The organism is Clostridium novyi NT, assembly GCF_000014125.1.
Lineage (GTDB): Bacteria > Bacillota > Clostridia > Clostridiales > Clostridiaceae > Clostridium_H > Clostridium_H novyi.
Genome location: NC_008593.1, coordinates 2,281,864 through 2,307,847, shown reverse-complemented (window position 1 = coordinate 2,307,847; position 25,984 = coordinate 2,281,864). Strand labels below are relative to the sequence as shown.

Genomic DNA, 25,984 nt, shown 5'->3' with positions numbered 1-25,984 from the left:
AATAGTGGGGTATTTATTATGGATGAAATAGACTTTAATGTAACTATTGTTGGTTTAGGACTTATGGGCGGTTCTTATGCTTGTGCATTAAGAGAGCTTAATCCGAAAAAAATATATGCTATAGATAAAGATGAAAATGCTTTAAAACTAGGAGAAGAATTAGGAATTATAGATAAAGGATTTAAAGATCCAAGAATTCCTTTAAGGGAGTCTGATTTAGTAATAATTTGTGTTTATCCTAAGATTATAAAAGAATTTATAAAGGATAATATAAAATACTTTAAAAAAGGTGCTATTCTTACAGATGTAACTGGAATTAAAAGCGATTTTGTGGAAGAAATAAACAAAGTTTTAAGAGAAGATATGGATTTTGTTTTTGGACACCCAATGGCAGGAAGGGAATTCAGTGGAGTTAAATATGCATCAAAGGATATTTTTAAAAATGCAAACTATATAATAACTCCCAATGATAGAAACAAAAAAGAGAACATTGAATTTTTAGAGCAACTAGTTAAAAAGATAGGGTTTTCTAGTGTAAAAAAGATAACCCCTGAATTGCATGATAAGGTAGTAGGATTTACAAGTCAACTTCCTCATGTTATAGCAGTTTCTTTAGTAAATAGTGATAATTTAGGAATAGATACAGGAAAATTTACTGGAGATAGTTATAGAGATTTAACAAGAATAGCTAGAATAAATACTAAGTTATGGACAGAACTTTTTATAGGAAATAAGAAAAACTTAATTGATGAAATAGAAGAATTTCAAAATAATATACAAGAATTAAAAATGGCAATTGTCAATGATGATATAAAAGGCTTATGTGAAATATTAGATACTGCATGTAAAAAGAGAGAGGCGATGTGTGAGTGAGAGAACTAAAAATAAGTCTTGGAGAAAATAGTTATTCTATACTTATAGAAAAAGGGCTTATTTCTTCCATAGGTAAAAAAATAAGTGAGATTTATAATGGCAAAAAAGTTGCTGTTGTTACAGATAAAAATGTAGATAAATTTTATGGAGATAAAATAGTAAGTCAATTAGAAGGCAGAGGATTTAACGTAAAAAAAATAGTTTTAAATCCAGGAGAAAAGAGTAAATCAGTAGAGGTTTTACTTAACACATATGATGAACTATTAGATTTTAATATAACAAGAGGGGATCTTATAATTGCTCTTGGAGGAGGAGTAGTTGGAGATTTAACAGGGTTTGCAGCTGCAACTCTTTTAAGAGGAATACCATATATTCAAATACCAACTTCTCTTTTAGCACAAATAGATAGCAGTATTGGTGGAAAAGTTGCAGTAGATTTAAATAGGGGCAAAAATCTAGTGGGAAATTTCTATCATCCTAAAGCTGTTTTTATAGATCCTAATATGTTAAAGACTTTAGATGAAAGATTTTTTTATGATGGTATGGCGGAAGTTATTAAATATGGTTGCATAAGAGATAAACAGCTATTTTATAATTTATTAAATTATAATACAAATGAAGAACTTATAGAAAACATGGAACATATAATTTATTCTTGTTGCAATATAAAAAGAGAAATAGTTGAAAGAGATGAAAAAGATACTGGAGAAAGAATGCTTTTAAACTTTGGTCATACAATAGGTCATGCTATTGAAAAATATTTTAACTTTGAAAAGTATACTCATGGTGAGGCAGTTGCACTTGGAATGTATGCTATAACTAAAAAAAGTGAAGAAATGAAGCTGACTAAAGAAGGTACATCTAACCTTATAAAAGATATTCTAACTAAATATAATTTAAAATATGATATACATCTTGAAGATAAAGAAAGTATATTAAATGCTATATCATTAGATAAGAAAAATAAAGGAGAATTTATGAATATAGTTATTCTAAATGAAATAGGAAAATCTTTTATACACAAAATAAAAAAAGAAAAAGTAAGTGACTTTATATAAGTAAGGGGCTGAAATTATGGAGAATATAAAAATTATTCCCTCAGAGTTAAATGGGGAAATTAATATCCCGCCGTCTAAGAGTTTAGCACATAGGGCTATTATAAGTGCTGGACTTTCAGAGGGGGTTAGCAATATTGAAAATATAATATTTTCAGAGGATATAAAAGCCACAATTAGAGGAATGAAAAGTCTTGGAATTGAAATTGAGGACATTACTAATGAATATAAAAAAGGTTCTGAAAGAAGTACTTTAAAAGTTATAGGAAAAGAGAAGTTAACATTAGAAAATGATACTATAGATTGTTCAGAATCAGGATCAACACTAAGATTTTTAATTCCAATAGCTTTAAGAGCGGAAAAAGAAGTGACATTTACAGGGAGAGGTAAGCTAGTCTCAAGACCTCTTGATGTATATTATAATATATTCGAAAATCAAGGAATCAAGTATAAAACATCTAATAACGAGTTACCATTAACCGTAGATGGAAAGATAAATCCAGGTGAATTTCATGTTAAGGGAAATGTAAGTTCACAATTTATAACAGGGCTTATGTATACACTACCATTTTTAGATGGTGATTCTAAAATTATTATAACTACTGAATTAGAATCAAAAGGATATGTTGATTTAACAATAGATACACTAAAGAAATTTGGAGTAGAAATTGAAAATAACAATTACAAAGAATTTATTATAAAAGGAAATCAAAAAAGTACAAGTAGAGATTATAGAGTGCAAGGGGATTTTTCTCAAGGAGCATTTTTTATAGTAGCTGGAATACTTGGTTCTAATGTTAAAACATTGGATTTAGATATAGATTCTCTTCAAGGAGATAAAGCTATTATAGATATAGTAAAGAAAATGGGTGCTAATATTAAGGTAGGAAGAGATTACATAGAGACTAAAAAATCTAAGACACATGGAATAACAATAGATGCGTCAGAATGTCCAGACCTTGTTCCTATTTTAGCGGTTTTAGGAGCAGTAAGTCATGGAACTACAAAAATTATAAATGCTGAAAGACTTAGAATTAAAGAATGCGATAGATTAAAAGCTATGGCAACAGAACTTTCAAAAATTGGGGCTGATATAAAAGAATTAGAAGACGGACTTATTATAAAAGGAAAGTATAAGTTAAAGGGTGGAGTTGTTGATAGCTGGAATGATCATAGAATAGCAATGGCAATGGCTATAGCGTCAATTAAATGTACAGAACCAGTTATAATACAAAATAGCATGGCTGTTAATAAATCTTATCCTGATTTTTGGAAAGATTTCGAGAAGGTAGGAGGAATTATAGATGAGTGGAGTATGGGGAAATAAAATAAAATATTCTATATTTGGTGAATCTCATGGAAAAGCAATAGGAATAACTATAGATGGACTTCAATCTGGAATAGAAATTGATTTAGATGAAGTTAATAAAGAAATGAGAAGACGTGCTCCAGGAAGAAATAAACTATCTACAGCTAGAGCTGAAAAAGATGAATTTGAAATATTAAGCGGTATATTTAATGGAAAAACAACTGGTACTCCAATATGTGCAATAATAAGAAATTCTGATAAACACTCAAAAGATTACGAAAAAACTAAAAATCTTATGAGACCAGGTCACGCTGATTATACTGGATTTGTAAAGTATGATGGATTTAATGACTATAGGGGAGGCGGACATTTTTCAGGAAGACTTACAGCGCCAATTGTTTTTGCTGGAGCTATTGCAAAACAAGTACTTGCTAAAAATAATATATTAGTAGGAAGTCACATAAAAAGCATAGGAAATATTGAAGAAGAATATTTTAATCCTATAGATATAAAAGAAGATACCTTAAAAACTTTAAAAAATAAAGAGTTTGCAACTATTGATGATTCAAAGGGCAAACTTATGCAAGAAGAAATTTTAAAAGCAAAAGAAGATATGAATTCAGTTGGTGGAGTTATAGAGTGTGCTATTTTAAATCTTCCATCAGGTATTGGCTCTCCGTTTTTCGGTTCTGTTGAAAGTGTATTAAGTAGTTTATTATTTTCTGTACCGGCTGTAAAGGGAGTAGAGTTCGGAACTGGATTTAACATCTCCAAAATGAGAGGAAATGAAGCCAATGATGAATTTTATATGGATGGAGAAAATATAAGAACTTATACAAATAATAATGGTGGTATACTAGGTGGGATTACAAGTGGAATGCCTGTAATATTTAGAACTGCATTTAAACCAACACCATCTATTGCAAAAGAACAACGTACAATTAATATTGAAACTAGAGAAAATACAACTATAAAAATAGAAGGAAGACACGATCCTTGTGTAGTTCAAAGGGCAATTCCTGTAATTGAAGCAGTTGCTGCAATGGGAATACTTGAATTGATTTAAATAGGAGGTATTATAGTGGAAGATTTAAAAAAATTAAGAGATGATATAGATTCTATAGATAAAGAATTAATTGCATTATTCCAAAAGAGAATGGAAACTGTACTTAAAGTTGCTGAATACAAAAAGAAAAACAATATACCTATATTAAATGCAAATAGAGAAGATGAAGTAATAAAGAAAAATTCAAAGCTTATATATAATGAAGATTTTAAAAAACCAGTTGAAGAATTTTTAAAAGATGTAATGAAAATAAGCAAAGATTTACAAGCAAAAAAGATATCAGAATAGGGGTATATAATATGAAGGGATTATATGGACTTATAGGTGAAAAGTTAGGACATAGTTTTTCACCGCAGATACATTCATTAATATTTGAGGAATTAAAAGTAGATGGATACTATCATTTATTTGAAGTAGATAAAAATGATGTTTCAGGTATAATACCAGGATTTAAAACTTTTAAGGTAAAAGGGGCAAATGTAACAATTCCATATAAAGTTGATATAATCAAATACTTAGATGATATATCAGAAGAAGCTAAAAATATAGGTGCTGTTAATACTATTTGTTTTAAAAATGGAAAAACAGAAGGATATAACACAGATTACTTTGGTTTTGGAATGATGTTAAATAAATTTAATATAGATGTAAAGGATAAAAGTGTAGTGATACTTGGAACAGGGGGAGCATCTAAAGCTGTAAGACAATACATATTAGATAATGAGGTAAAAGAAATAACTTTTGTAACTAGGGATGTTAGTGACAAAAAAGATGATTTAAAAGAATTTAAAGTGATTTCTTATGATGATATAAAAAACTTACAAAACCAAGATGTTGTAATAAACTGTACTCCATGCGGAATGTATCCGAAGATTTCTAAATCTCCACTTACAAAAGAAGAAGTATCAAAATTTAAAGCTGTAGTAGATTTAATTTATAATCCAAAAGAAACATTAATTATGAAGTATGCAAAAGAACAAGGGATAAAAGCTATAAATGGATTATACATGCTTGTGGGGCAAGCAGTAAAAGCAGAAGAATTATGGAATGACATAAAAATACAAGACCATATTATAGACAGTATATATGAACGTATTTCAAAGTTAGTTTAGAGAGGAATATTTTTATGAAAGAATTAACTAAAAATATAGTTTTAATAGGTATGCCTGGTTGTGGAAAAACTACAATAGGAAAAAAACTTTCAGAAATATTAAAATGTGATTTTTGTGATGTTGACGAGTATATAGTTAATAGTACAGGAAAGTCCATAAACGAAATTTTTGAAAATGGAGAAGAATTTTTTAGAGATATAGAAAGTAAGTCTATAAAAGAAGTTTCATCTTGTATACCGAAAGTTATATCAACTGGCGGTGGGGCAATTAAAAGGAAACAAAATATAGATTCATTAAAAGAAAAGGGGACAATATTTTTTATAAATAGACCAATAGAAGATATATGTAGTGATGTAGATGTTAAAAGTAGACCATTACTTAAAGATGGTGTTGGTAAAATATATAAATTGTACGAAGAAAGATATGATTTATATAAAAATTATTGTGATTACGAAATAATAAATACGGATATTGATAAGTGCATAAATCAAATTTTAAGATATATTTAATATAGAAAATATATCTACATATAATAATATATACATAAAAATAAAGTATTATATAGGGCAATAAATGATGCGAGATAGTCTTAGATTATCTTGCATCATTTATTTTAGAGGTTACTTTAAAGGTTCAAATGTTGCACAGTCAGTTTGTTCTGAAGAACAAGTGTGTGAATCACAGTTTGATCTTATTTCTATTCCTCTAGCAGTACAACAGTTATCAGTAGCGTGATATTTACAGCTGTTAACAACACATTTTACTCCAGAAATATGGTTTTTATTATTTGAATTATTCATAAAAATGCCTCCTTGTTATATAATATAAATATTACAAAGTATAGTATTAGATAATTAGAAGTATTTATTCATGATTAAAAATATAAATAAATATTCATTTTTCTAATATAATAAATGGAGTTAAACTTTAAGAGGTTTATTTAAGGAGGGATTTTTATGAAAGTATTGCATTGGATAGGTGCAATAGTGGTTTTCTTTTGGGTTCTCGGACTTATATTTAAAATAGGAGGAAGATTAATAAATTTATTATTAGTAGTTTCTGCTATGGTATTTCTTTATGATGTTATTGTTGGAAAGAAAAATGGAAATTAAAAAGTAAAAAATATCTAAAAACAACTTTACGGACATTAATTAGGGTTAAATAAATAATATAAAGTTATAAAATTAACAGGGGTGAATAATAGTGGCAGATAGAGAAACAATGATACTTTTAAAAGAAGAAGAATTAAAAGAATTTTTAGAAAGTATGAAGTATCAATATGGACAGAATTATATGGATTATGAGGAAGTTAGAGGAAGAGTTGAATTTATGGAAAATGTCATAAAGTTATTAAAAGAGGGAAAGATATAACCATTAATATTTCTAAATAAACTAAAAAAATACGAATATTAAAGGAAAAGTTGGAAAACATAATAATATAAATAACTTAATTGCTTAAATTCAATAATACATATGTTTATTGACAATAAAAGTTATATATGATACCATTAATTTAACGTAAAATATGATAAGCTAAATAAGAAGAAGATTAATATTAAGTTATAATATTAGCTTGTTTTTGCTAATTAAAATAGACGACTGACTGTATTATGGGCTTTGAAAATTAATACTAATCCTCCTATGATTAGGTAAGTTTACTTTTAGGTAAGTTTAGCAATGTTTAAGATGGATTGTTAAGTTGTAAGCCGATATTCTTGTTTTATAAATCAAAGGGTATATATTTAATTCAGTTAGGTTATAAGAATTTGTTCTTCTGGTCTTAATTAAAAGATTAATAAGGCTTAGTTTTTTATGATAGCTATAATGGTGTTGTAAAAGACAGTATAAACTAGCTTGTTCATTGATTTTTGTATATCGTAATGTTTGGCATTGCCTTAAGGCAAAAATCTATGTTCATATATTTTAAGGAAATTTTTTTTTAGGAGGATTTTTTAATGAAAACAGGAATAGTTAAATGGTTTAACGCAGAAAAAGGATTCGGATTTATTTCCGTAGAAGGAGAAGATGACGTATTCGTACATTTCTCAGCAATCCAAGGAGAAGGATTCAAAACTTTAGAAGAAGGACAAAAAGTTGAATTCGAAGTAACTGAAGGAGCTAGAGGACCTCAAGCTGCTAACGTAGTTAAACTATAATTTGTATTTAAATAGATTGTTTTAAATACGTTAAATAAAGAGTGGTATTCATTTATGAATACCACTTTTGTTATTTTATTTTGTTATTTTTGGATAATGAAATTCTGGAACTATATCTACTATATCCTTTGAGCAACAATAATTTATATCATCTTTAAGTCCTAAGTTAGATAATATATTATAATGTTTTGCCTTATGTACAAAAGAATGAATATCTTTATTTTCTGAGTATACATAATGAGCTGTTATTGCAATATCAGATAATTCAGCATCTCTATTTTTTAAAATGCAGTCTATAATGTAACCTGCACAAACAAAATCATCTATAGAAAATTCCCCGTTTGTACCTGAGTTTATAATTATTAAATCATTATCAAGTTCTAAAACTTTATTTGCTATAGACCTAGCGTTTATCATAGCACCTATTAAAATGTTTTTAGCGCTCATAGCACCGTGAATTGCTCTAGTTCCGTTGGTTGTTGTCATAACTAATGTTTTATCTTTTACAACATCCTTTGTATAGTCTAGAGGTGAGTTAGAAAAATCAAATCCTTCTATTTTTAATGCGTTTCTTTCCCCGCCTAATATGTATTTTTTTCTATTATCTTTTACAATTTTCATTGCATCTTCTACTTCAAGCACTGGTATTACTTCATTGCAGCCATTGTTTAATGCAGTTACTATAACAGATGTAGCTCTTAAAATATCAATTACAACAACGGTCTTATTTTTAATTTTTTCTTCTTTAATATCACTAGCTGAAATGATTAGATCAATTTTCATAATGAATACCTCCTGATTTTTATGTGAATCAAAGTATAAATTATATTTATTATAACCTATAATAGAATATGGTGCTATAAAACATATATAATAAGAATATGTGTTTTTATGTGGTATAAATATTAAATTGGGGTGATTATTATGAACAAAGAATTTTTTATGAAAAATAGAAAAAGATTAAGTGAAAAACTAGAAGATAATTCTATTATGGTAATATTCGCAGGAAGAGCGCCATATAAGTCAGCAGATGAAACATATCCTTTTACACCTAATAGAAATTTTTATTATTTAACAGGTATAGATAGAGAAAACATAATTATTGTGATGACAAAGAGAAATAATAATGTTAATGAGATTTTATTTATTGAAGAAGAAGATCCAGTAATGGCAAGATGGGTTGGGGAAAAACTTAAAGTTAATGAAGCTATAGAAATTTCAGGAGTTCAGAATATAGATTATACAAAGGGATTTAATGATTTTATAGGAGAGTTAGTTTCAAGATATGGATATGATAAACTTTATTTGGATTTAGAACGTCAAGAGTGGGGTATATCATATACATATGCACAAAACTTTGCTAAAGAAGTAAAAGAAAGATATCCATACTTTACTATAAAAAATATATATAATGAGATAAGTGAACTTAGAACTGTAAAAACTGTAGAAGAAATTGAAAAGATAAAAACAGCAATTGGTATTACAAAACGTGGTATATATGAAATGATGAAGCACGCAAAACCTGGAATGATGGAATATGAAATAGAAGCATACTTTGATTATGTTCTTACATCGGAAGGAGTTCGTGATAAAGCATTTAAAACCATAGCAGCATCAGGGAAAAATGCCACTGTACTTCATTATTCAGAGAACAATTCAAAGTGCGGAGATAATGATTTAATAATGTTTGACCTGGGGGCACAATATCAATATTACAATGGAGACATTACAAGAACTTTTCCTGTAAGTGGTAAATTCACTGAAAGACAAAAAGAAGTTTATAATGTAGTTCTAAGGGCTAATGAAAGAATAATAAAAGAAGCAAAAGCTGGAGTTCCATACTTAAAATTAAATGAAATTGCCAAAGATGTATTAGCTGAAGGGTGCATAGATCTTGGACTTATGAAAGACAAAAATGAGATATCAAAATATTATTTTCACAGTATAAGTCATAGCTTAGGTCTTGATACCCATGATGTTGGAGATAGAGATATAATATTAAAGCCGGGAATGGTAATAACAGATGAACCTGGATTATATATACCAGAAGAAGGAATAGGTATAAGAATAGAAGATGATCTTTTAATTACTGAAGATGGTTGCATAAATTTATCATCAGATATAATTAAAACAGTAGATGAAATAGAAAAATTTATGAAAGAGAATAGAATATAATATATTATATTTAATAAAATAATAAAAGATACAAGGAAAAATTTAACTTGTAAACAGTTGTAATATAAAGAGTTAATAAAGAAAAACCCATAAAATATTGAAGTTTAAATAATGAGTATATTGTAATTTTAAATTACTTTACACTCATTTTTTTTTATATAAAGACTATTCGAAAAATTTTTATAAAGGAATTTTTCAAACTATATAGAATAATATTAGTAATAATAAAATAATATAATTAACAATATTTAGGAGTGATTGACGTGAACGTAGAAGTGGATATTAACAAAAATGATTATTGGAATTATAACAAGTATTTAATAAAGCATATGCCTAAGTTTACTCGTAGCTTTATATTAAATATGTTAAGCATGCCTATAACTGTTTTAATAGTTATGATTATGCTTAAAAAATCTATTATTAGTACTGCTATAATGACCGTGGTAATAGGTGCATTGGGAGATTTATTTCTTATATATATGATAAAGTTGCAAGTTAATAGATCAGCAGCAAAGAGACAAGATATACTAGGAAAGCGCACTTTTGAGTTATACAATAAGGGAATAAAAGAAGTTAGCGAAATAAAAAATCAAATGCGCACTTGGAAAAGTGTAAGGGACATAAAGGAAGATAAAGATAACATTTATATCTTTTTAGGTGGATTTGAAGTTAATTTAATACCTAAAAGATCATTTGAGTCTCAAGAATTATCACAAGAATTTTATGATAAATGCATGGAATACTATGCGAACAGTAAAAACAAGTAAAAATTTTTTTAAAAGATATAATTTTATAAATAAAAACATATATATAATAATGCAAATTAAATAATAAGTAAATTTTATGATTTGGTTATATTTTCAATAAAAAGAAGAATAAGGTTGAGAAAAATTCTTGTAATTGATATAATTTATCTTGTAATATATAGATGAATGAAGTTAGCTATATAAATTAAATTATACAAGCTCTAATAAACGTAAATGTTAGGTAATCACAGATATATATATGATTTTATTTTAAATTAATAGATGGAGAGTGACGAATTATGAGAAACCAATTTTATGACAAGTTAAGTTTAAATCCTATAATTGCTGCTGTTAAAGATTTGAATAAGTTGGATCGGGCTATAAAATCTCCATGTGAAGTTATTTTCTTACTAAAGGGGAATATATGTAATATTAAAGAGCTTGTAGAAAAGGTTAAGGCATCTGGGAAAAGCATATATGTACATATTGACCTTATGGAAGGCTTTGCTAGAGACAAGTATGCCTTACACCATATACAAGAAAAGGTAAAACCGGACGGTATAATCACAACGAAATCAAGTTTGACAAAAATCGCCAAAGAATTAGAGCTTTTTACAATTCAAAGATTGTTTATAATTGATAATTTATCTTTAGAAACAGGAATTACATCTATTAATTCAATTAGACCTAATGCTATGGAAATTCTACCAGGGGTAATGCCTAAGATCATAAAACAAGTTAAAAGTCAGGTGAAAGTACCTGTAATAGCTGGAGGACTAATAAATGACAAGGAAGATGTAATAGAAAGCTTAAAGGCTGGTGCGTTGGGAGTATCAACCAGTAAAGAAATTATATGGCATATGTAACCACAATTTACAAAATATTATGAAATTTGCAAAAAATATGATAAATAAAATATTTAAGTTGACAAAATATGCTTAGATGCTATAATAAAGGTATAAAAAATAATACGAAAAAGGCACAGTTCAGAGAGCCGTAATTTTAGGGTAATACTTTATAATTAATAGTAGTACTTGCTATTGATATATAGTAAACCTTTAAATTACGGCTTTTTTGTTTAGAGGAGGAGGTATAATATGTTTGATGTTACAATTGTTGGTGCAGGTGTTATAGGCTGCAGCATTGCAAGAGAATTATCTAAGTACAATTTAAAAGTATGTGTTCTAGAAAAAGGACCAGACGTAGCAACAGGTACTTCAAAGGCGAATAGTGGTATAGTTCATGGTGGACATGATGCAACACCAGGTACATTAAAAGCTAAATTAAATGTTAGAGGAAATGAAATGTTTGACAAGCTAGTTGAAGAACTTGATTTCCCATTTAAAAGAAATGGTTCATTGGTATTATGCTTTGATGAATCAGAAAAAGAAGGACTACAAAAGTTACTTGAAAAAGGACAAAAAAATGGAGTTCCAAACCTTGAAATCATAGGAAAAGAAAGAATTTTAGAAATGGAACCAAACGTAAATGATGATGTAGTAGGAGCTTTATATGTTCCAACTGGTGGAATCGTATGTCCTTACGAAATGACTATAGCAATGGCTGAAAACGCATACACTAATGGAGTAGAATTTAAATTTGAAACAGAAGTTAAAAATGTAGTTAAAAAAGAAAATGGTTTCACACTTGAAACAAGCAAGGGAAATGTTGAAACTAACTTAGTAATCAATGCTGCTGGATTATTCTCAGATGATTTAAATAATATGGTTAGCAAAAACAAAATCGAAATCATAGCAAGAAAAGGTGAATACTGCCTATTTGATAAAACTGCAGGAGCAATGGCAACAAAAACATTATTCCAATTACCAACTAAAATGGGTAAAGGGGTACTTGTAACTCCAACTGTAGATGGAAACTTACTTATAGGACCAAACGCAGTTGACGTAGAGGACAAGACTGATGTAGATACAACTCAAGAAGGAATAGATGATATCTTAAATAGAGCTAAAAAGACATTCAAACAAATTCCTATGAGACAAGTTATTACTTCATTCTCAGGACTAAGATCACATGATACAGTAAACGATTTTATCATAGGAGAAGCTGAAGACGTTCCAGGCTTTATAAATGTAGCTGGTATTGAATCACCAGGACTTTCAAGTGCTCCAGCAATAGCTGAAATGGTTGAAGGTATAGTTGTAGAAAAATTATCACCAGCTAAAAACGATAAGTTTAACCCAATTAGAGAAGGTATTCCTAAATTCAGAGAAATGACAAACGAAGAAAGAAAAGAACTTATAGCTAAAGACCCAAGCTATGGAAAGATAGTATGTAGATGTGAAACTGTTACTGAAGGTGAAATATTAAATGCTATCAGAAGACCACTAGGAGCTAAAGACTTAGATGGAATTAAGAGAAGAACAAGAGCTGGCATGGGTAAATGTCAATCAGGATTCTGTTCTACAAAAATAGTTGCACTTCTATCAAAAGAACTAGGTATACCAGAAACAGAAGTAACTAAGTTTGGTGGAAAATCAAACTTATTAATTGGAGAGGACAAAGAAATCTAATGTTACAAATAACTCATAAAACATATTTATAAAGTTTGGGGGATTGAAAAATGAGAGAACATGATGTAGTAATTATAGGTGGTGGTCCTGCCGGTCTTGCAGCTGCTATAGGAGCAAGAGAAGAGGGCGTTCAAGATATCTTAATCTTAGAAAGAGATACTTGTCTTGGAGGAATATTAAATCAATGTATCCATAATGGATTCGGATTACACACTTTTAAAGAAGAACTTACAGGTCCAGAATATGCTCAAAGATTTGCTGATAAAGTAAAAGAAATGGAAATACCATACAAATTAAACACTATGGTTATAGATGTAAGCAAAGATAAAGTTATAACAGCAGTTAATGAAGAAGACGGATTAATAGAAATAAAAGCTAAAGCTATAATCTTAGCTATGGGTTGTCGTGAAAGACCAAGAGGAGCAATAAACATACCAGGAAGCAGATGTGCTGGTATATACTCAGCTGGTGCAGCTCAAAAATTTGTTAACATAGATGGATTCATGCCAGGAAAAGAAGTTGTTATCTTAGGATCAGGAGATATCGGTCTTATAATGGCAAGAAGAATGACTTTAGAAGGTGCTAAAGTTAAAGCAGTTGTTGAACTTATGCCATACTCAGGTGGTCTTAAGAGAAACATCGTTCAATGCTTAGATGACTTTGGAATACCACTAAAATTAGCTCATACTGTAACTAACATAAAAGGTAAAGATAGATTAGAAGGAGTTAGCATAGCTCAAGTAGACGAAAACAGAAGACCTATAAAAGAAACTGAAGAATATATCCCATGTGATACTTTATTATTATCAGTTGGTCTTATACCAGAAAACGAGTTATCTACAAAAGCTGATGTAGACCTATCACCTGTTACATCAGGACCATTAGTTAACGAAAGTCTTCAAACTAACATTGAAGGAGTATTCGCATGTGGAAACGTGCTACACGTTCATGACTTAGTTGACTTCGTTACAGAAGAAAGTATTAATGCTGGTAAAAATGCTGCTAAATATTTAAGTGGTAAGAAATTTGAAGGAAATGGAATTGAATTAGTTGCAACTGAAGGTGCAAGATACACAGTGCCAAAAACTATAAATCCTGAAAATATAGAAAAATTAGTAGATGTAAGATTCAGAGTTGGAGATGTATACACAGATAGTTACGTTTCTGTATACTTTGATGATGTTAGAGAAATGCATATTAAGAAGAGAATTATTGCTCCAGGTGAAATGGAAACAGTAAAACTTACAAAAGCTTTATTTGATAAGCATCCTAATTGTAAGAAAATTACTGTTAAGGTGGAAGGAGAGTAGGATATCATGAGTGAAATGAGAGAATTAACATGTATAGGATGCCCTATGGGTTGCTTATTAGAAGTTACTTTAGAAGATGGAAAAGTTGTTGATGTAAAAGGAAACACTTGTTTAAGAGGAAAAACTTATGCAGAAAAAGAATGTACTAATCCTACAAGAATAGTTACATCTTCTGTAAAAGTTAAAGATGGAGAAATAGCAGCAGTTTCTGTAAAAACTGAAGCTGATATTCCTAAAAATGCAATCTTCAAATGCGTAGAAGAGCTTAGAGGAGTTGTTGTACCTGCACCTGTAAAAGTTGGCGATATAGTTGTAAAGGACATAGCAGGAACAGGCGTTAATATAATAGCTACAAAAAGTGTTGCAAAAGCAAATTAACTGTTGCAAAAGCAAAGAACATATAGTAAAATATAATTAAGATAAATGTAAAAAACGTATTTTGTAGAAATTAGTGGAGAGAAAAGAAGTATAATAAATCTGGCGGAGAATAGAGAGAGCCATTATTAATAAGAGGGATGAACACCTCATCTATTAATAATGGCTCTTTATTCTCCTTTTATAAAAAGCAAGTATACAAACGTTTTCAAAACATAATATGCCAGAATTAACAAAGTTTATTAAATCACATTATTTAATGTGAGTTGATAATAAAAAATATATAAGGGGGATGAACTTATGTCTAGATTTATGGCAGAATTTTTAGGAACTATGTTACTTATCATGTTAGGTGATGGTGTAGTTGCATGCGTATCACTTAATAAGAGTAAAGGACAAAATGGAGGATGGATAGTTGTAACAACATCTTGGGCAATAGCAGTTGCTGTTCCAGCACTTATCTTTGGAGCAATAAGTGGAGCTCATTTTAACCCAGCAGTAACAATAGCATTTGCTGCAACAAACTTTGGAGGAATAACTTGGGCAATGGTTCCATCATATATCATAGCTCAAATGTTAGGTGCAATGCTAGGAGCTGCAATTGTATGGATTGCTTACTTACCACATTGGGCTGAAACTGAAGACCCAGCAGTAAAACTTGGAGTATTTGCTACAGCACCAGCAATTAGAAACAGTGCTGCAAACCTTGTAACAGAAATTATAGGAACATTTGTACTTGTATTTACAATTATGGGATTATCAAGAGTTGATCAAGCACCAGGAATTGGAGTTTATTCAGTAGGATTAGTAATATTAGTTATAGGTCTTGCATTAGGTGGACCAACAGGATATGCAATCAACCCAGCCAGAGACTTAGGACCTCGTATAGCACATGCTATATTACCTATCGCAGGAAAAGGCGGTTCAGATTGGGGATATTCTTGGATACCTGTAGTTGGACCAATAATAGGTGGATTAATTGGAGCATTCGTATTCACAATGGTATTTCCAGTTTAATAATTAGAAAAGTTTCAATAAAGTAGTAGGAATAATTGAAAATTAATTTTAATAGTTATTAATTATTAGTAAGTTTGTCAATAAAAGTTTGTAATGATTTTAGTAAGACTGATTCAAGTATCTAATTGTTAAATCTTTAAATTTATAGTTCAAATATAAATTTAATGAAAAATAAATTATTTATACCTTTGAGAGATGGAGAAGGGGAGGAATATTTAATGGAAAAGCAACAATATATAATGGCGTTAGACCAAGGCACAACAAGTTCAAGATGTATTATATTCAACAAACAAGGTGAAATAGTATCAGTATCACAAAAAGAATTTAAACAAATATATCCAAAAGCAGGTTGGGTTGAACATGATCCAATGGAAATTTGGGGAACTCAAGCAGGTGTTGCTAGAGAAGCTTTAGCAGGAGCTGGACTTTATGGAACAGACCTTGCTGGTATAGGTATTACAAATCAAAGAGAAACTACAGTAGTTTGGAACAAAATTACAGGTGTTCCAGTTTACAATGCTATAGTTTGGCAATGTAGAAGAACAGCTGAATATTGTGATACACTAAGAGAAAAAGGATTCGATAAGAAAGTAAAGGAAAAAACAGGATTAATTCTAGATGCTTACTTCTCAGGAACAAAAATAAAATGGATATTAGATAATGTTCCAGGAGCTAGAGAACAAGCTGAAAAAGGCGAATTAATTTTTGGTAATATAGATACATGGTTAATTTGGAACTTAACTAAAGGAAAAGTTCATGTAACTGACCACACAAATGCTTCAAGAACAATGTTATATAATATACATGAATTAAAATGGGATGATGAAATATTAGAAGAATTAAATATTCCTAAATCAATGCTTCCAGAAGTTAAACCTTCAAGCTGCGTTTACGGAAATGCTGATGAATTAATATTCGGAGCACCAGTTCCAATATCAGGAGACGCAGGAGACCAACAAGCAGCATTATTTGGACAACTTTGCTGCAAAGAAGGTATGGCTAAAAATACTTATGGAACAGGTTGTTTCTTATTAATGAACACTGGAGACAAAGCTGTTGAATCTCAAAACGGACTTCTTACAACAATGGCTGCATCATATGCAGGAAAAATTGAATATGCATTAGAAGGAAGTATATTCATTGGTGGAGCTGTAGTTCAATGGTTACGTGATGAATTAAGAATGATCAGAAAAGCATCTGAAACAGAAAGATATGCATTAGATGTAGAAGATTCTAATGGAGTATACCTAGTACCAGCATTCGTTGGACTTGGAGCACCATACTGGGATGCTTATGCAAGAGGAACTATAGTTGGGCTTACTAGAGGAGCTAAGAAAGAGCACTTCATAAGAGCGGCTCTTGAATCTATGGCATATCAAACTCTAGATGTATTAAAAGCTATGGAAGAAGATGCTGGAACAAGCTTAAAAACATTAAAAGTGGATGGAGGAGCTTGTGCAAACAACTTCTTAATGCAATTCCAAGCTGATATGTTAGATAAACCAGTTGTAAGACCAGAAGTTATAGAAACAACTGCTTTAGGAGCTGCTTATCTTGCAGGTCTTGCAGTAGGATTCTGGAAAGACGTTGAAGATTTATCTAGAAGTATAAAACCATCTCAAACATTCTCACCTAAGATGGAAGATATTAAGAGAATAGAATTAATTAACGGATGGCACAAAGCTGTTGAAAGATCTAAAGGATGGGAAAAATAATAAGTTAAATCAATATATTCTACTAAAGGCAAATCTCTATATGGGGGGTTTGTCTTTAGTTTGTTAAAGGAGAATAACTTATGAAAAGACACAAAGACTTTTTTTGTTTTATGATTATTTCAGCGATTATAAATATAGCCTTATATTATCTTATTCCTAACATAAAGATAAATGGAGTTATTATCGCTATAGTAAATATATTAATTTTATATTTTGCAAAAAGAACATTTAATTTTAATGATGTAAAATTGGACAAACATTTAAACAAATACGATATAAAAAATAATGAGTCTAAGGAGAAACAAGATAATAAAATAAAGGAATCTATACTAACTGCTTCAGAAGATATTGCATTTAATTCTCAACAATTATTATGGACTGCGCAAAATAACATTAATGCTTTTAAAAGTATATATGACATGTCCTATAAAGTTGAAAATTATTGCCAGCAGAATGCTGCTAGTTCAGAAGAAATAAATGCTAGCATAAATCAATTTGTAAATTTTTCTAAGAATTTAAATGATAATATAGTTAAAATTAGAGGATATTCTCTTGAGTCTGTTAAGATGTTAAATGACAACAGAAACATAATAGAAAGCATAGGTGTGTTTTTAGAAGAGCTTAATATTGAAATAAGTAGCGCATCTAGCAGAAATGAAGAACTAATGGAATCATCAAATAATATATATTCAATAGTAGATTATATAAAACAAATTTCAGTACAAACAAATTTATTATCTTTAAATGCAGCTATAGAAGCGGCTAGAGCTGGAGAAGCTGGTAGAGGGTTTGCAATAGTAGCTAATGAAATAAAAAAGTTGTCGGAACAAACTCAAGATGCTATAGGCAAAATAGAGGATATAGTTCAAGATATATCTGGTAAAATTGAAAATTCTAATGATGCTATGGACAAATGTAATGATAAACTTGATAAAGTAGAAGAGGTAATGACTAAATCTACAAAGGTAATAGAAAAAATAAAAATAGTTGTAGAAAGTATAGAAGATTCTATAGAAAAACTGGAGAAAGAATCAGAAGAAGGAATAAGAAATGTTACCGAGGTAGAAGTAGCCGTAGAAGAAGTTGCAAACGCAGTAGAAGATACCCATAAGCTAGCTTATGATTCTATGGAAGAGGTTGGGTATGTAAAAGAAAAAAATGAATTAATGATAAAGGCCTTTGACGAATTAATAGATATTTCCGAAAAATTACAAAAGGTTTCATCTAAATTTAAAATGGAAAATGAAATCATATTTGGAGTAAACCCATTCACTGCACCTAAAAATATTAAGAAAATGTATGTACCTATATTAGAAAATGTGTGTAAATCCATGGGATATAAAGCTAGAACTATAATAGTAAAAAATTACGATGCTTTAAGTGACAATATAAAAGAAGATATAATAGATGTTGGTTGGTTTTCACCATTTGCCTATGTAAATGCTCACGAAAAAGCAGGGGTTATTCCTATTGTTACCCCTAAGATAAATGGCAAGGATTATTATAATGGATATATAATAGCAAGAAAAGATAGTGTTATTAAAAAATTATCTGACCTTAAAAATAAAACATTTGCATATGTAGATGAAAATAGTGCATCAGGTTGTATATATGCAAAGCATATTTTAAAATTAAATAATTTAAATCCAGATAGGATATTTAAAAAATCATATTTCTTAGGAAGTCATGATAATGTTATAAATGCTATACTAAATGGCGAAGTGGATGCTGGTGCTACATATGACGAGGCCTTAGATAATGCTAGAAAAGAAGGTGTGCCAGTAGAGGATTTAGTTATACTTGCTAAAAGTGATAATATTCCAAAGGATGCAATTGCGGTTAATAAAAAAATGCCTAAGGAATTAGCGGATAATTTGAAGAAGGAATTCATAAAAGCAAAAAGTTTTGAAAATCTTAATACACCAATAGAAGGATTTATCGAAAGTGTTGATGAAAAGTATGATGTAATAAGAAAAATAAGATAAGACATATATATAATTATAAGGAAATTATATATATGCTACAAATTTAAACTATAACTTATTGGTTTTTCCAATTTAAGTTATAGTTTTTTTATTTATAAAAAGTTATATTAGTTTATTTAAAGATTATGTGTAATAAATAAGATAAAAAAGTCATAGATATAACTGTAGCGAAAATTTTATTTAGTTAAGGGGGAAAGCGTATGTCTAGAATGATGGCAGAGTTTTTAGGGACAATGTTGCTTATCATGTTAGGTGATGGTGTAGTTGCATGTGTATCACTCAATAAGAGTAAAGGACAAAATGGAGGATGGATAGTTGTAACAACATCTTGGGCAATAGCAGTTGCTATTCCAGCACTTATCTTTGGAGCAATAAGTGGGGCTCACTTTAATCCAGCAGTAACAATAGCATTTGCTGCCATAGGTTTTGGTGGAATAACTTGGAGTATGGTACCAGGATATATAATTGCACAAATGTTGGGTGCAATGTTAGGAGCTGCGATAGTATGGATTGCTTACTTACCACATTGGGCTGAAACTGAAGATCCAGCAGTAAAACTTGGAGTATTTGCTACAGCACCAGCAATTAGAAATAGTGCTGCAAACCTTGTAACAGAAATTATAGGAACATTTGTACTTGTATTTGCAATATTAGGATTATCAACAGTTGAACAAGCACCGGGAATTGGAACCTATTCGGTAGGTCTTGTAATTTTAGTCATAGGTCTTGCTCTAGGTGGACCAACAGGGTATGCTATTAATCCAGCCAGAGACTTAGGACCTCGTATAGCACATGCTATATTACCTATTGCAGGAAAAGGAGATTCAGATTGGGAATATTCTTGGATACCTGTAGTTGGACCAATAATAGGAGGAATAATAGGCGCATTATTATTTGCGGCTATATTTTAATTGCATATGTTAAAAATTTTTAAGCGTTTTAGAGATATTATAAATCAAGATCATTATGAGCAAGTAGAAAGTACAGACATAAGTGATTTAGACGTTAATGGAAAGTATATAATGGCATTAGATCAAGGCACAACAAGTTCAAGATGTATTATCTTTAATAGAGCTGGAGAAATGGTATCCGTAGCACAAAGAGAGTTTGCACAAATATATCCAAAACCTGGTTGGGTTGAACATGATCCTATGGAAATATGGGGAACACAACTAGGGGTTGCGCAAGAAGCTTTAAATAAAGCTGGACTAGAAGTTGGTGATATTTGTTCTATAGGAATAACAAATCAAAGGGAAACTACTGTTGTTTGGAATAAGAAAAATGGTAGACCTGTTTATAATGCTATAGTTTGGCAATGTAGAAGAACGGCTGAGTATTGTGATGAGTTAAAAAAAGAAGGGTTCGATAAGATAATAGAGGAAAAAACGGGGCTAATTTTAGATGCTTATTTTTCAGCAACTAAAATAAAATGGATTTTAGATAATGTACCTGATGCAAGAAGATTAGCTGAAAGAGGAGACTTAATGTTTGGAAATGTAGACACATGGTTAATATGGAATTTAACCAAGGGAAGAGTTCATGTAACTGATTACACAAATGCTTCAAGAACTATGCTATATAATATTCATGAATTAAAATGGGATGAAGAGATATTAGAAAAACTAGATATACCAATATCAATGTTACCTAAAGTTAAATCTTCAAGTGAGGTTTACGGAAAAACTCACCCATCAGTAATCGGCGGACTTATACCAATATCAGGAGATGCTGGAGATCAGCAAGCGGCTTTATTTGGGCAAATGTGTTTTAAAGAAGGTATGGCTAAAAATACCTATGGAACTGGCTGTTTCTTATTAATGAATACTGGAGATAAAGCTGTAAAATCAAAAAATGGACTTCTTACAACAATAGCAGCTTCAAGAGGGGAAAAAGTACAATATGCTCTTGAAGGAAGTGTATTTATAGGTGGAGCAGTAATTCAGTGGTTACGTGATGAATTTAGAATGATAAAAACAGCGGCTGAATCAGAAGAATATGCAAGTGCAGTTGAGGATTCTAATGGAGTATATTTAGTTCCGGCATTTGTTGGACTTGGAGCGCCTTATTGGGACGCATATGCAAGAGGAACTATGGTGGGAATTACTAGAGGTGCCAAGAAGGAACATATAATTAGAGCGGCATTAGAGTCTATGGCATATCAAACTTATGATGTTTTAAAGGCTATGGAAGAAGATTCAGGGGTAGAACTAAAAGCTCTAAAGGTAGACGGTGGAGCTTGTGCTAACAACTTTTTAATGCAATTTCAATCAGATATATTAAATGTAAATGTACAAAGACCCGAAATCATAGAGACAACGGCATTAGGAGCTGCTTATCTTGCAGGACTTGCTGTAGGCTACTGGAAAGATAGCGAAGATATAGCGGTTAACTGTAAGATAGCTAGAACTTTTGAGCCTTTAATGGAAAAGGAGAAAAGAGAAAAATTCATTAAAGGATGGCATAAAGCTATTAATGTATCTAAAGGTTGGGAAGGTAAGTAAAAGTACGAGAAGGCCTATTAATTTAGGTCTTCTTTAACATAAAATAAAGGAATAAAAGAATAAATTTGTTAAAAATAAAATAAAAAAACAAAAATATAAAAAATAGTAGTTTCACTATAAAAAACAGTGTAAATGATATATATTTAACAATAAATTCTGAAAAACATGGAAAAAAGAGTTTGAAATATTCTATCAATTTGATGTATAATAATAAATGTAAACAACAAGTAAGTAACCACGGTTGAGAAAAAACGTTGTTACATTAGTAGACTATATATAGTGGATACTTTTGTAGGTGCAAGATTTTTTTTAACTATTAAAGTTAAAAAATTAACAATACATCGAACTATAAGGAGGGAATTTCAATGAAAATATGTGTTCTAGGTGCTGGAACAATGGGATCAGGAATTGCTCAAGCATTTGCTGTAAAAGGACATAAAGTTGTTTTAAGAGACATCAAAGATGAATTCGTAGAAAGAGGACTTAAAGGAATAGACAAAAACCTTTCAAGATTAGTTAAAAAAGGGAAGATGGAAGAAGATAAGAAAAACGAAATCCTTGCTAATATAACTGGAACAGTTGACCTTAATATGGCAGCTGATTGTGACTTAGTTGTAGAAGCAGCAATAGAAAACATGGAAATTAAGAAGCAAATATTTGGAGACTTAGATAAGATATGTAAGGCAGAAACAATCTTAGCTTCAAATACATCTTCACTTTCAATAACAGAAGTTGCATCAGCAACAAATAGACCTGAAAAAGTTATTGGAATGCATTTCTTTAATCCAGCTCCAGTAATGAAGCTTGTAGAAGTTATAAGAGGAATGGCAACATCTCAAGAAACTTTTGATGCTGTTAAACAAATATCAATTGAAATAGGAAAAGAACCAGTAGAAGTTGCAGAAGCTCCTGGATTTGTTGTAAATAAGATATTAATTCCAATGATTAATGAAGCTGTTGGAATATATGCAGAAGGAATTGCATCAGCAGAAGATATAGATACAGCTATGAAACTTGGTGCAAATCACCCAATGGGACCTTTAGCATTAGGAGATCTTATAGGACTAGATGTTTGTCTTGCTATAATGGACGTATTATATAAAGAAACTGGGGATTCAAAATATAGAGCTCATACATTACTTAGAAAATATGTTAGAGCTGGATATCTTGGAAGAAAATCTGGCAAAGGATTCTTTGATTATTCAAAATAATCTTATGAATATATATTATTAATTAGTAGTAAAATGAAAAACAAAAAAATAAGGGGATTAATGGAGGAGATATCATGAAAAATGTAGTTATTGCAAGTGCAGTAAGAACAGCCGTAGGTAAATTCGGTGGAACTTTAAAAAATGTACCAGCTGTTGAATTAGGCGCAATCGTTATTAAAGAAGCTATTAAAAGAGCTGGAATCAAACCAGAAATGATAGATGAAACAATAATGGGAAATGTTATTCAAGCAGGTCTAGGACAAAGCCCAGGAAGACAAGCAGCTGTAAAAGCAGGAATTCCTGTTGAAATACCAGCATTTACATTAAACAAAGTTTGTGGATCAGGATTAAGAGCAGTATCATTAGCAGCACAAATGATAAAAGCAGGAGATGCTGATATCGTAGTTGCAGGTGGTATGGAAAACATGTCTGCTGCACCATATGTTGTACCAGGTGCTAGATGGGGACAAAGAATGTTCGATGGTAAAATAGTTGATGCTATGGTTAAAGATGGTCTTTGGGAATCATTTAACAATTACCATATGGGAATGACAGCAGAAAATATAGCTGCAAAATGGAATATATCTAGAGAAGATCAAGACCAATTTGCACTTGCTTCTCAAAATAAAGCTGAAAAAGCTATAAAATCAGGAAGATTTAAGGATGAAATAGTTCCAGTTGTTATAAAAACTAAAAAAGGTGAAGTTGTATTTGATACAGATGAACACCCAAGATTCGGTGCTGACATAGAAGGATTAAGAAAATTAAAGCCTGCATTTAAGAAAGATGGCGGTACAGTTACAGCAGGAAACGCTTCAGGTATCAATGATGGAGCTGCTGCATTAGTTGTAATGAGCGAAGAAAAAGCTAACGAATTAGGAATTAAACCATTAGCTAAAATAGTATCTTATGGTTCAAAAGGATTAGATCCTGCATACATGGGATATGGACCAGTTGGTGCTACAAAAGTTGCACTTGAAAGAGCTAACTTAGAAGTTAAAGACTTAGACTTAATAGAAGCTAACGAAGCATTCGCATCTCAAAGTTTAGCAGTTGCTAGAGATTTAGGATTCAACATGGATATCGTAAATGTTAACGGTGGAGCTATTGCACTTGGTCACCCAGTAGGATGCTCAGGAGCTAGAATCTTAGTTACATTATTATATGAAATGGAAAAGAGAGATGCTAAAAAAGGTCTTGCTACACTTTGCATAGGCGGTGGAATGGGAACTGCTATGATCGTTGAAAGAATGTAGTTCTTATAAATCGTATAGTTGATGTAGTATAATTAATGTAAATTTAATAGAAAAGAAAGGTTTCTTGATAATATATCAAGAAGCCTTTCTTTTATGTTAAAATTTCGTCACGAAAGGCTAAAACTTACATAATATAGAGTATAAACAATTGAAGTTGGAGTGTGCTAAGGTGATATATGCACTAATTTTAGCCGGTGGAAAAGGGACAAGACTTTATCCATTATCTCGTGAAAAAAGTCCTAAACAGTTTTTAAAAGTTATAAATGAAAAAAGTTTTTTAAGAAATACTGTAGATAGAATTAGCCCAGTTGTAGAGAAAGAAAATACTTTTATTGTTACAAATAAAGATTATATAGATAAAATAAAAGGGGAACTACCTGATATAAATTGCAAAAATATTTTCATTGAACCTGCTAATAAAGAGACCTCTTAATAAACAACATAGGTCATACATTACAAATAAGGCGTTATGTAAAATTATTAAGAAATTAAAGGTAATATATACATAAATTTTATAAAAACCGTTACTAATGTGGAATATAGATTTAATATATATTAAACTTATAATATGAAGCTAAAACATATAAATTTAGGGGGTATATAATATGCGTATATCAGTATTAGAACCATTAGGATTACCTAAAGAAGAAGTTTATTCTATAGCAAAGCCAATTATTGATAAAGGGCATGAAGTTATATTATTTGAAGATAAAGTACAAGATAAAAAAGTTCTTATGGAAAGAGCTAAAGATGCAGAAGTTTTAGTTCTTGCAAATATGCCTTTAGAAGGAGAAGTAATAAAATCAGATGACAAATTAAAAATGATTTCTGTTGCATTTACTGGAATTGATCATGTGGATACAAAAGCATGTACAGAAAAACAAGTTATGGTATGTAATGCCGCTGGATATAGCACTTCTTCTGTAGCAGAACTTACTTATGGACTTATATTTTCTGTCCTTAGAAATATAGTGCCATTAGATAAAGCTACAAGAGAAGGAAAAACAAGAAATGGATTTTCTCAAAACGAAATTTTAGGAAAAACTATAGGAATTGTTGGAACAGGTGCTATTGGAATAAGAGTAGGACAAATTGCAAAAGCATTCGGATGTAATGTACTAGCTTATAGCAGAAGTGAAAGAAAAGAAGCTATAGATACAGGATTTAAATATGTATCTTTAGATGAATTATTATCTAAAAGTGATATAGTTTCATTACATGTACCACTAAATGATGAAACAAAAGGACTTATAAGTAAAGAAAAAATAGAACTTATGAAATCATCATCAATATTAATAAATACAGCAAGAGGGCCTGTTGTGGATAATAGTGCCTTAGCTGAAGCGCTTAAAAAAGGCAAAATTAAAGGGGCAGGAATTGATGTGTTTGAAATAGAACCACCAATTTCAAAGGAGCATCCATTATTTAATGCACCTAATGTTGTTGTAACTCCACATATTGCATTTGCAACAGAAGAAGCTATGTATAGAAGATGTGAAATAGTATTTAAAAATATAGAAAAATGGTTAGATGGAAGCCCACAAAATGTAATGTTATAGAATATATGATAGAATATATATTGTGTAAAATT

27 protein-coding genes are annotated in these 25,984 nt (G+C 30.2%); 25 read left to right on the top strand and 2 right to left on the bottom strand.

What is annotated here, in order from left to right:
* Positions 1-18: 18 nt before the first annotated feature.
* From NT01CX_RS10745 to NT01CX_RS10715, 7 genes are read left to right on the top strand one after another with little or no spacing between them, the layout of a single operon-like run.
* The gene (locus NT01CX_RS10745; RefSeq protein WP_011723071.1) at positions 19-873 is read left to right on the top strand and encodes a prephenate dehydrogenase; all 855 of its coding nucleotides are present in this window, start codon (positions 19-21) and stop codon (positions 871-873) included.
* Complete coding sequence (gene aroB / locus NT01CX_RS10740; RefSeq protein ID WP_011723070.1) at positions 870-1,931, top strand: 3-dehydroquinate synthase; 1,062 nt, start codon at positions 870-872, stop codon at positions 1,929-1,931. Before NT01CX_RS10745 ends, aroB begins: the two co-directional genes overlap by 4 nt.
* A gap of 16 nt (positions 1,932-1,947) precedes the next feature.
* On the top strand, positions 1,948-3,255 hold the full coding sequence (gene aroA, locus NT01CX_RS10735; protein WP_011723069.1) for a 3-phosphoshikimate 1-carboxyvinyltransferase: 1,308 nt from the start codon (positions 1,948-1,950) through the stop codon (positions 3,253-3,255).
* The gene (gene aroC / locus NT01CX_RS10730; protein WP_011723068.1) at positions 3,233-4,303 is read left to right on the top strand and encodes a chorismate synthase; all 1,071 of its coding nucleotides are present in this window, start codon (positions 3,233-3,235) and stop codon (positions 4,301-4,303) included. The genes aroA and aroC overlap by 23 nt, the downstream gene beginning before the upstream one ends.
* A 15-nt stretch (positions 4,304-4,318) precedes the next feature.
* Positions 4,319-4,591 carry a chorismate mutase gene (locus NT01CX_RS10725; protein WP_011723067.1) on the top strand — a complete coding sequence of 91 codons (273 nt, stop codon included), beginning with the start codon at positions 4,319-4,321 and terminating at the stop codon, positions 4,589-4,591.
* Between the two features lie 11 nt (positions 4,592-4,602).
* On the top strand, positions 4,603-5,415 hold the full coding sequence (gene aroE, locus NT01CX_RS10720) for a shikimate dehydrogenase (RefSeq protein WP_011723066.1): 813 nt from the start codon (positions 4,603-4,605) through the stop codon (positions 5,413-5,415).
* Positions 5,416-5,429: 14 nt separating this feature from the next.
* Complete coding sequence (locus NT01CX_RS10715; protein WP_011723065.1) at positions 5,430-5,924, top strand: shikimate kinase; 495 nt, start codon at positions 5,430-5,432, stop codon at positions 5,922-5,924.
* Positions 5,925-6,035: 111 nt separating this feature from the next.
* On the opposite strand, the gene NT01CX_RS10710 is transcribed toward NT01CX_RS10715, so the two are convergent.
* A complete protein-coding gene (locus NT01CX_RS10710) occupies positions 6,036-6,215 on the bottom strand; it encodes a DUF1540 domain-containing protein (protein ID WP_039224231.1) in 180 nt (59 codons plus the stop codon).
* Positions 6,216-6,371: 156 nt separating this feature from the next.
* Between NT01CX_RS10710 and NT01CX_RS12180 the strand changes: the two genes are divergently transcribed.
* The 3 genes from NT01CX_RS12180 to NT01CX_RS10705 all read left to right on the top strand — a co-directional run bounded on the left by NT01CX_RS12180 (position 6,372) and on the right by NT01CX_RS10705 (position 7,571).
* Positions 6,372-6,527, top strand: coding sequence for a lmo0937 family membrane protein (locus tag NT01CX_RS12180; RefSeq protein ID WP_011723064.1), 156 nt, complete (start codon positions 6,372-6,374; stop codon positions 6,525-6,527).
* Between the two features lie 91 nt (positions 6,528-6,618).
* On the top strand, positions 6,619-6,786 hold the full coding sequence (locus NT01CX_RS12355; RefSeq protein ID WP_011723063.1) for a hypothetical protein: 168 nt from the start codon (positions 6,619-6,621) through the stop codon (positions 6,784-6,786).
* 584 nt (positions 6,787-7,370) lie between these two features.
* Entirely contained in the window at positions 7,371-7,571 is a 201-nt protein-coding gene (locus NT01CX_RS10705; RefSeq protein WP_011723062.1) for a cold-shock protein, read from the top strand.
* Between the two features lie 75 nt (positions 7,572-7,646).
* Here the strand turns inward: NT01CX_RS10705 and NT01CX_RS10700 are convergent, their stop codons facing one another.
* Complete coding sequence (locus NT01CX_RS10700) at positions 7,647-8,354, bottom strand: 2-phosphosulfolactate phosphatase family protein (protein WP_011723061.1); 708 nt, start codon at positions 8,352-8,354, stop codon at positions 7,647-7,649.
* 141 nt (positions 8,355-8,495) lie between these two features.
* Between NT01CX_RS10700 and NT01CX_RS10695 the strand changes: the two genes are divergently transcribed.
* The 15 genes from NT01CX_RS10695 to NT01CX_RS10625 all read left to right on the top strand — a co-directional run bounded on the left by NT01CX_RS10695 (position 8,496) and on the right by NT01CX_RS10625 (position 25,952).
* Positions 8,496-9,746 carry an aminopeptidase P family protein gene (locus tag NT01CX_RS10695; protein WP_011723060.1) on the top strand — a complete coding sequence of 417 codons (1,251 nt, stop codon included), beginning with the start codon at positions 8,496-8,498 and terminating at the stop codon, positions 9,744-9,746.
* 263 nt (positions 9,747-10,009) lie between these two features.
* Entirely contained in the window at positions 10,010-10,513 is a 504-nt protein-coding gene (locus NT01CX_RS10690; protein WP_011723059.1) for a YcxB family protein, read from the top strand.
* A gap of 278 nt (positions 10,514-10,791) precedes the next feature.
* Positions 10,792-11,358, top strand: coding sequence for a glycerol-3-phosphate responsive antiterminator (locus NT01CX_RS10685; RefSeq protein WP_011723058.1), 567 nt, complete (start codon positions 10,792-10,794; stop codon positions 11,356-11,358).
* Between the two features lie 231 nt (positions 11,359-11,589).
* The gene (locus tag NT01CX_RS10680; protein WP_011723057.1) at positions 11,590-13,023 is read left to right on the top strand and encodes an NAD(P)/FAD-dependent oxidoreductase; all 1,434 of its coding nucleotides are present in this window, start codon (positions 11,590-11,592) and stop codon (positions 13,021-13,023) included.
* 50 nt (positions 13,024-13,073) lie between these two features.
* Complete coding sequence (locus tag NT01CX_RS10675; RefSeq protein WP_011723056.1) at positions 13,074-14,333, top strand: NAD(P)/FAD-dependent oxidoreductase; 1,260 nt, start codon at positions 13,074-13,076, stop codon at positions 14,331-14,333.
* Between the two features lie 6 nt (positions 14,334-14,339).
* A complete protein-coding gene (locus tag NT01CX_RS10670; protein ID WP_011723055.1) occupies positions 14,340-14,711 on the top strand; it encodes a DUF1667 domain-containing protein in 372 nt (123 codons plus the stop codon).
* A gap of 297 nt (positions 14,712-15,008) precedes the next feature.
* Positions 15,009-15,725: an MIP/aquaporin family protein gene (locus tag NT01CX_RS10665; protein ID WP_011723054.1), complete on the top strand. Its 717-nt coding sequence runs from the start codon at positions 15,009-15,011 to the stop codon at positions 15,723-15,725.
* Between the two features lie 218 nt (positions 15,726-15,943).
* Positions 15,944-17,440, top strand: a complete 1,497-nt coding sequence (gene glpK / locus NT01CX_RS10660; RefSeq protein WP_011723053.1) for a glycerol kinase GlpK — start codon at positions 15,944-15,946, stop codon at positions 17,438-17,440.
* A gap of 80 nt (positions 17,441-17,520) precedes the next feature.
* Complete coding sequence (gene phnD / locus NT01CX_RS10655; RefSeq protein WP_011723052.1) at positions 17,521-19,425, top strand: phosphate/phosphite/phosphonate ABC transporter substrate-binding protein; 1,905 nt, start codon at positions 17,521-17,523, stop codon at positions 19,423-19,425.
* A 200-nt stretch (positions 19,426-19,625) separates the two neighbouring features.
* The gene (locus tag NT01CX_RS10650) at positions 19,626-20,336 is read left to right on the top strand and encodes an MIP/aquaporin family protein (protein WP_011723051.1); all 711 of its coding nucleotides are present in this window, start codon (positions 19,626-19,628) and stop codon (positions 20,334-20,336) included.
* Between the two features lie 111 nt (positions 20,337-20,447).
* On the top strand, positions 20,448-21,926 hold the full coding sequence (gene glpK, locus NT01CX_RS10645) for a glycerol kinase GlpK (protein ID WP_039224241.1): 1,479 nt from the start codon (positions 20,448-20,450) through the stop codon (positions 21,924-21,926).
* A 365-nt stretch (positions 21,927-22,291) separates the two neighbouring features.
* Complete coding sequence (locus NT01CX_RS10640; protein ID WP_011723049.1) at positions 22,292-23,137, top strand: 3-hydroxybutyryl-CoA dehydrogenase; 846 nt, start codon at positions 22,292-22,294, stop codon at positions 23,135-23,137.
* A 74-nt stretch (positions 23,138-23,211) separates the two neighbouring features.
* Positions 23,212-24,393: an acetyl-CoA C-acetyltransferase gene (locus NT01CX_RS10635; RefSeq protein WP_011723048.1), complete on the top strand. Its 1,182-nt coding sequence runs from the start codon at positions 23,212-23,214 to the stop codon at positions 24,391-24,393.
* Between the two features lie 169 nt (positions 24,394-24,562).
* A complete protein-coding gene (locus tag NT01CX_RS10630) occupies positions 24,563-24,826 on the top strand; it encodes a sugar phosphate nucleotidyltransferase (protein WP_011723047.1) in 264 nt (87 codons plus the stop codon).
* 172 nt (positions 24,827-24,998) lie between these two features.
* Positions 24,999-25,952: a 2-hydroxyacid dehydrogenase gene (locus NT01CX_RS10625; protein ID WP_011723046.1), complete on the top strand. Its 954-nt coding sequence runs from the start codon at positions 24,999-25,001 to the stop codon at positions 25,950-25,952.
* Positions 25,953-25,984 lie beyond the last annotated feature (32 nt).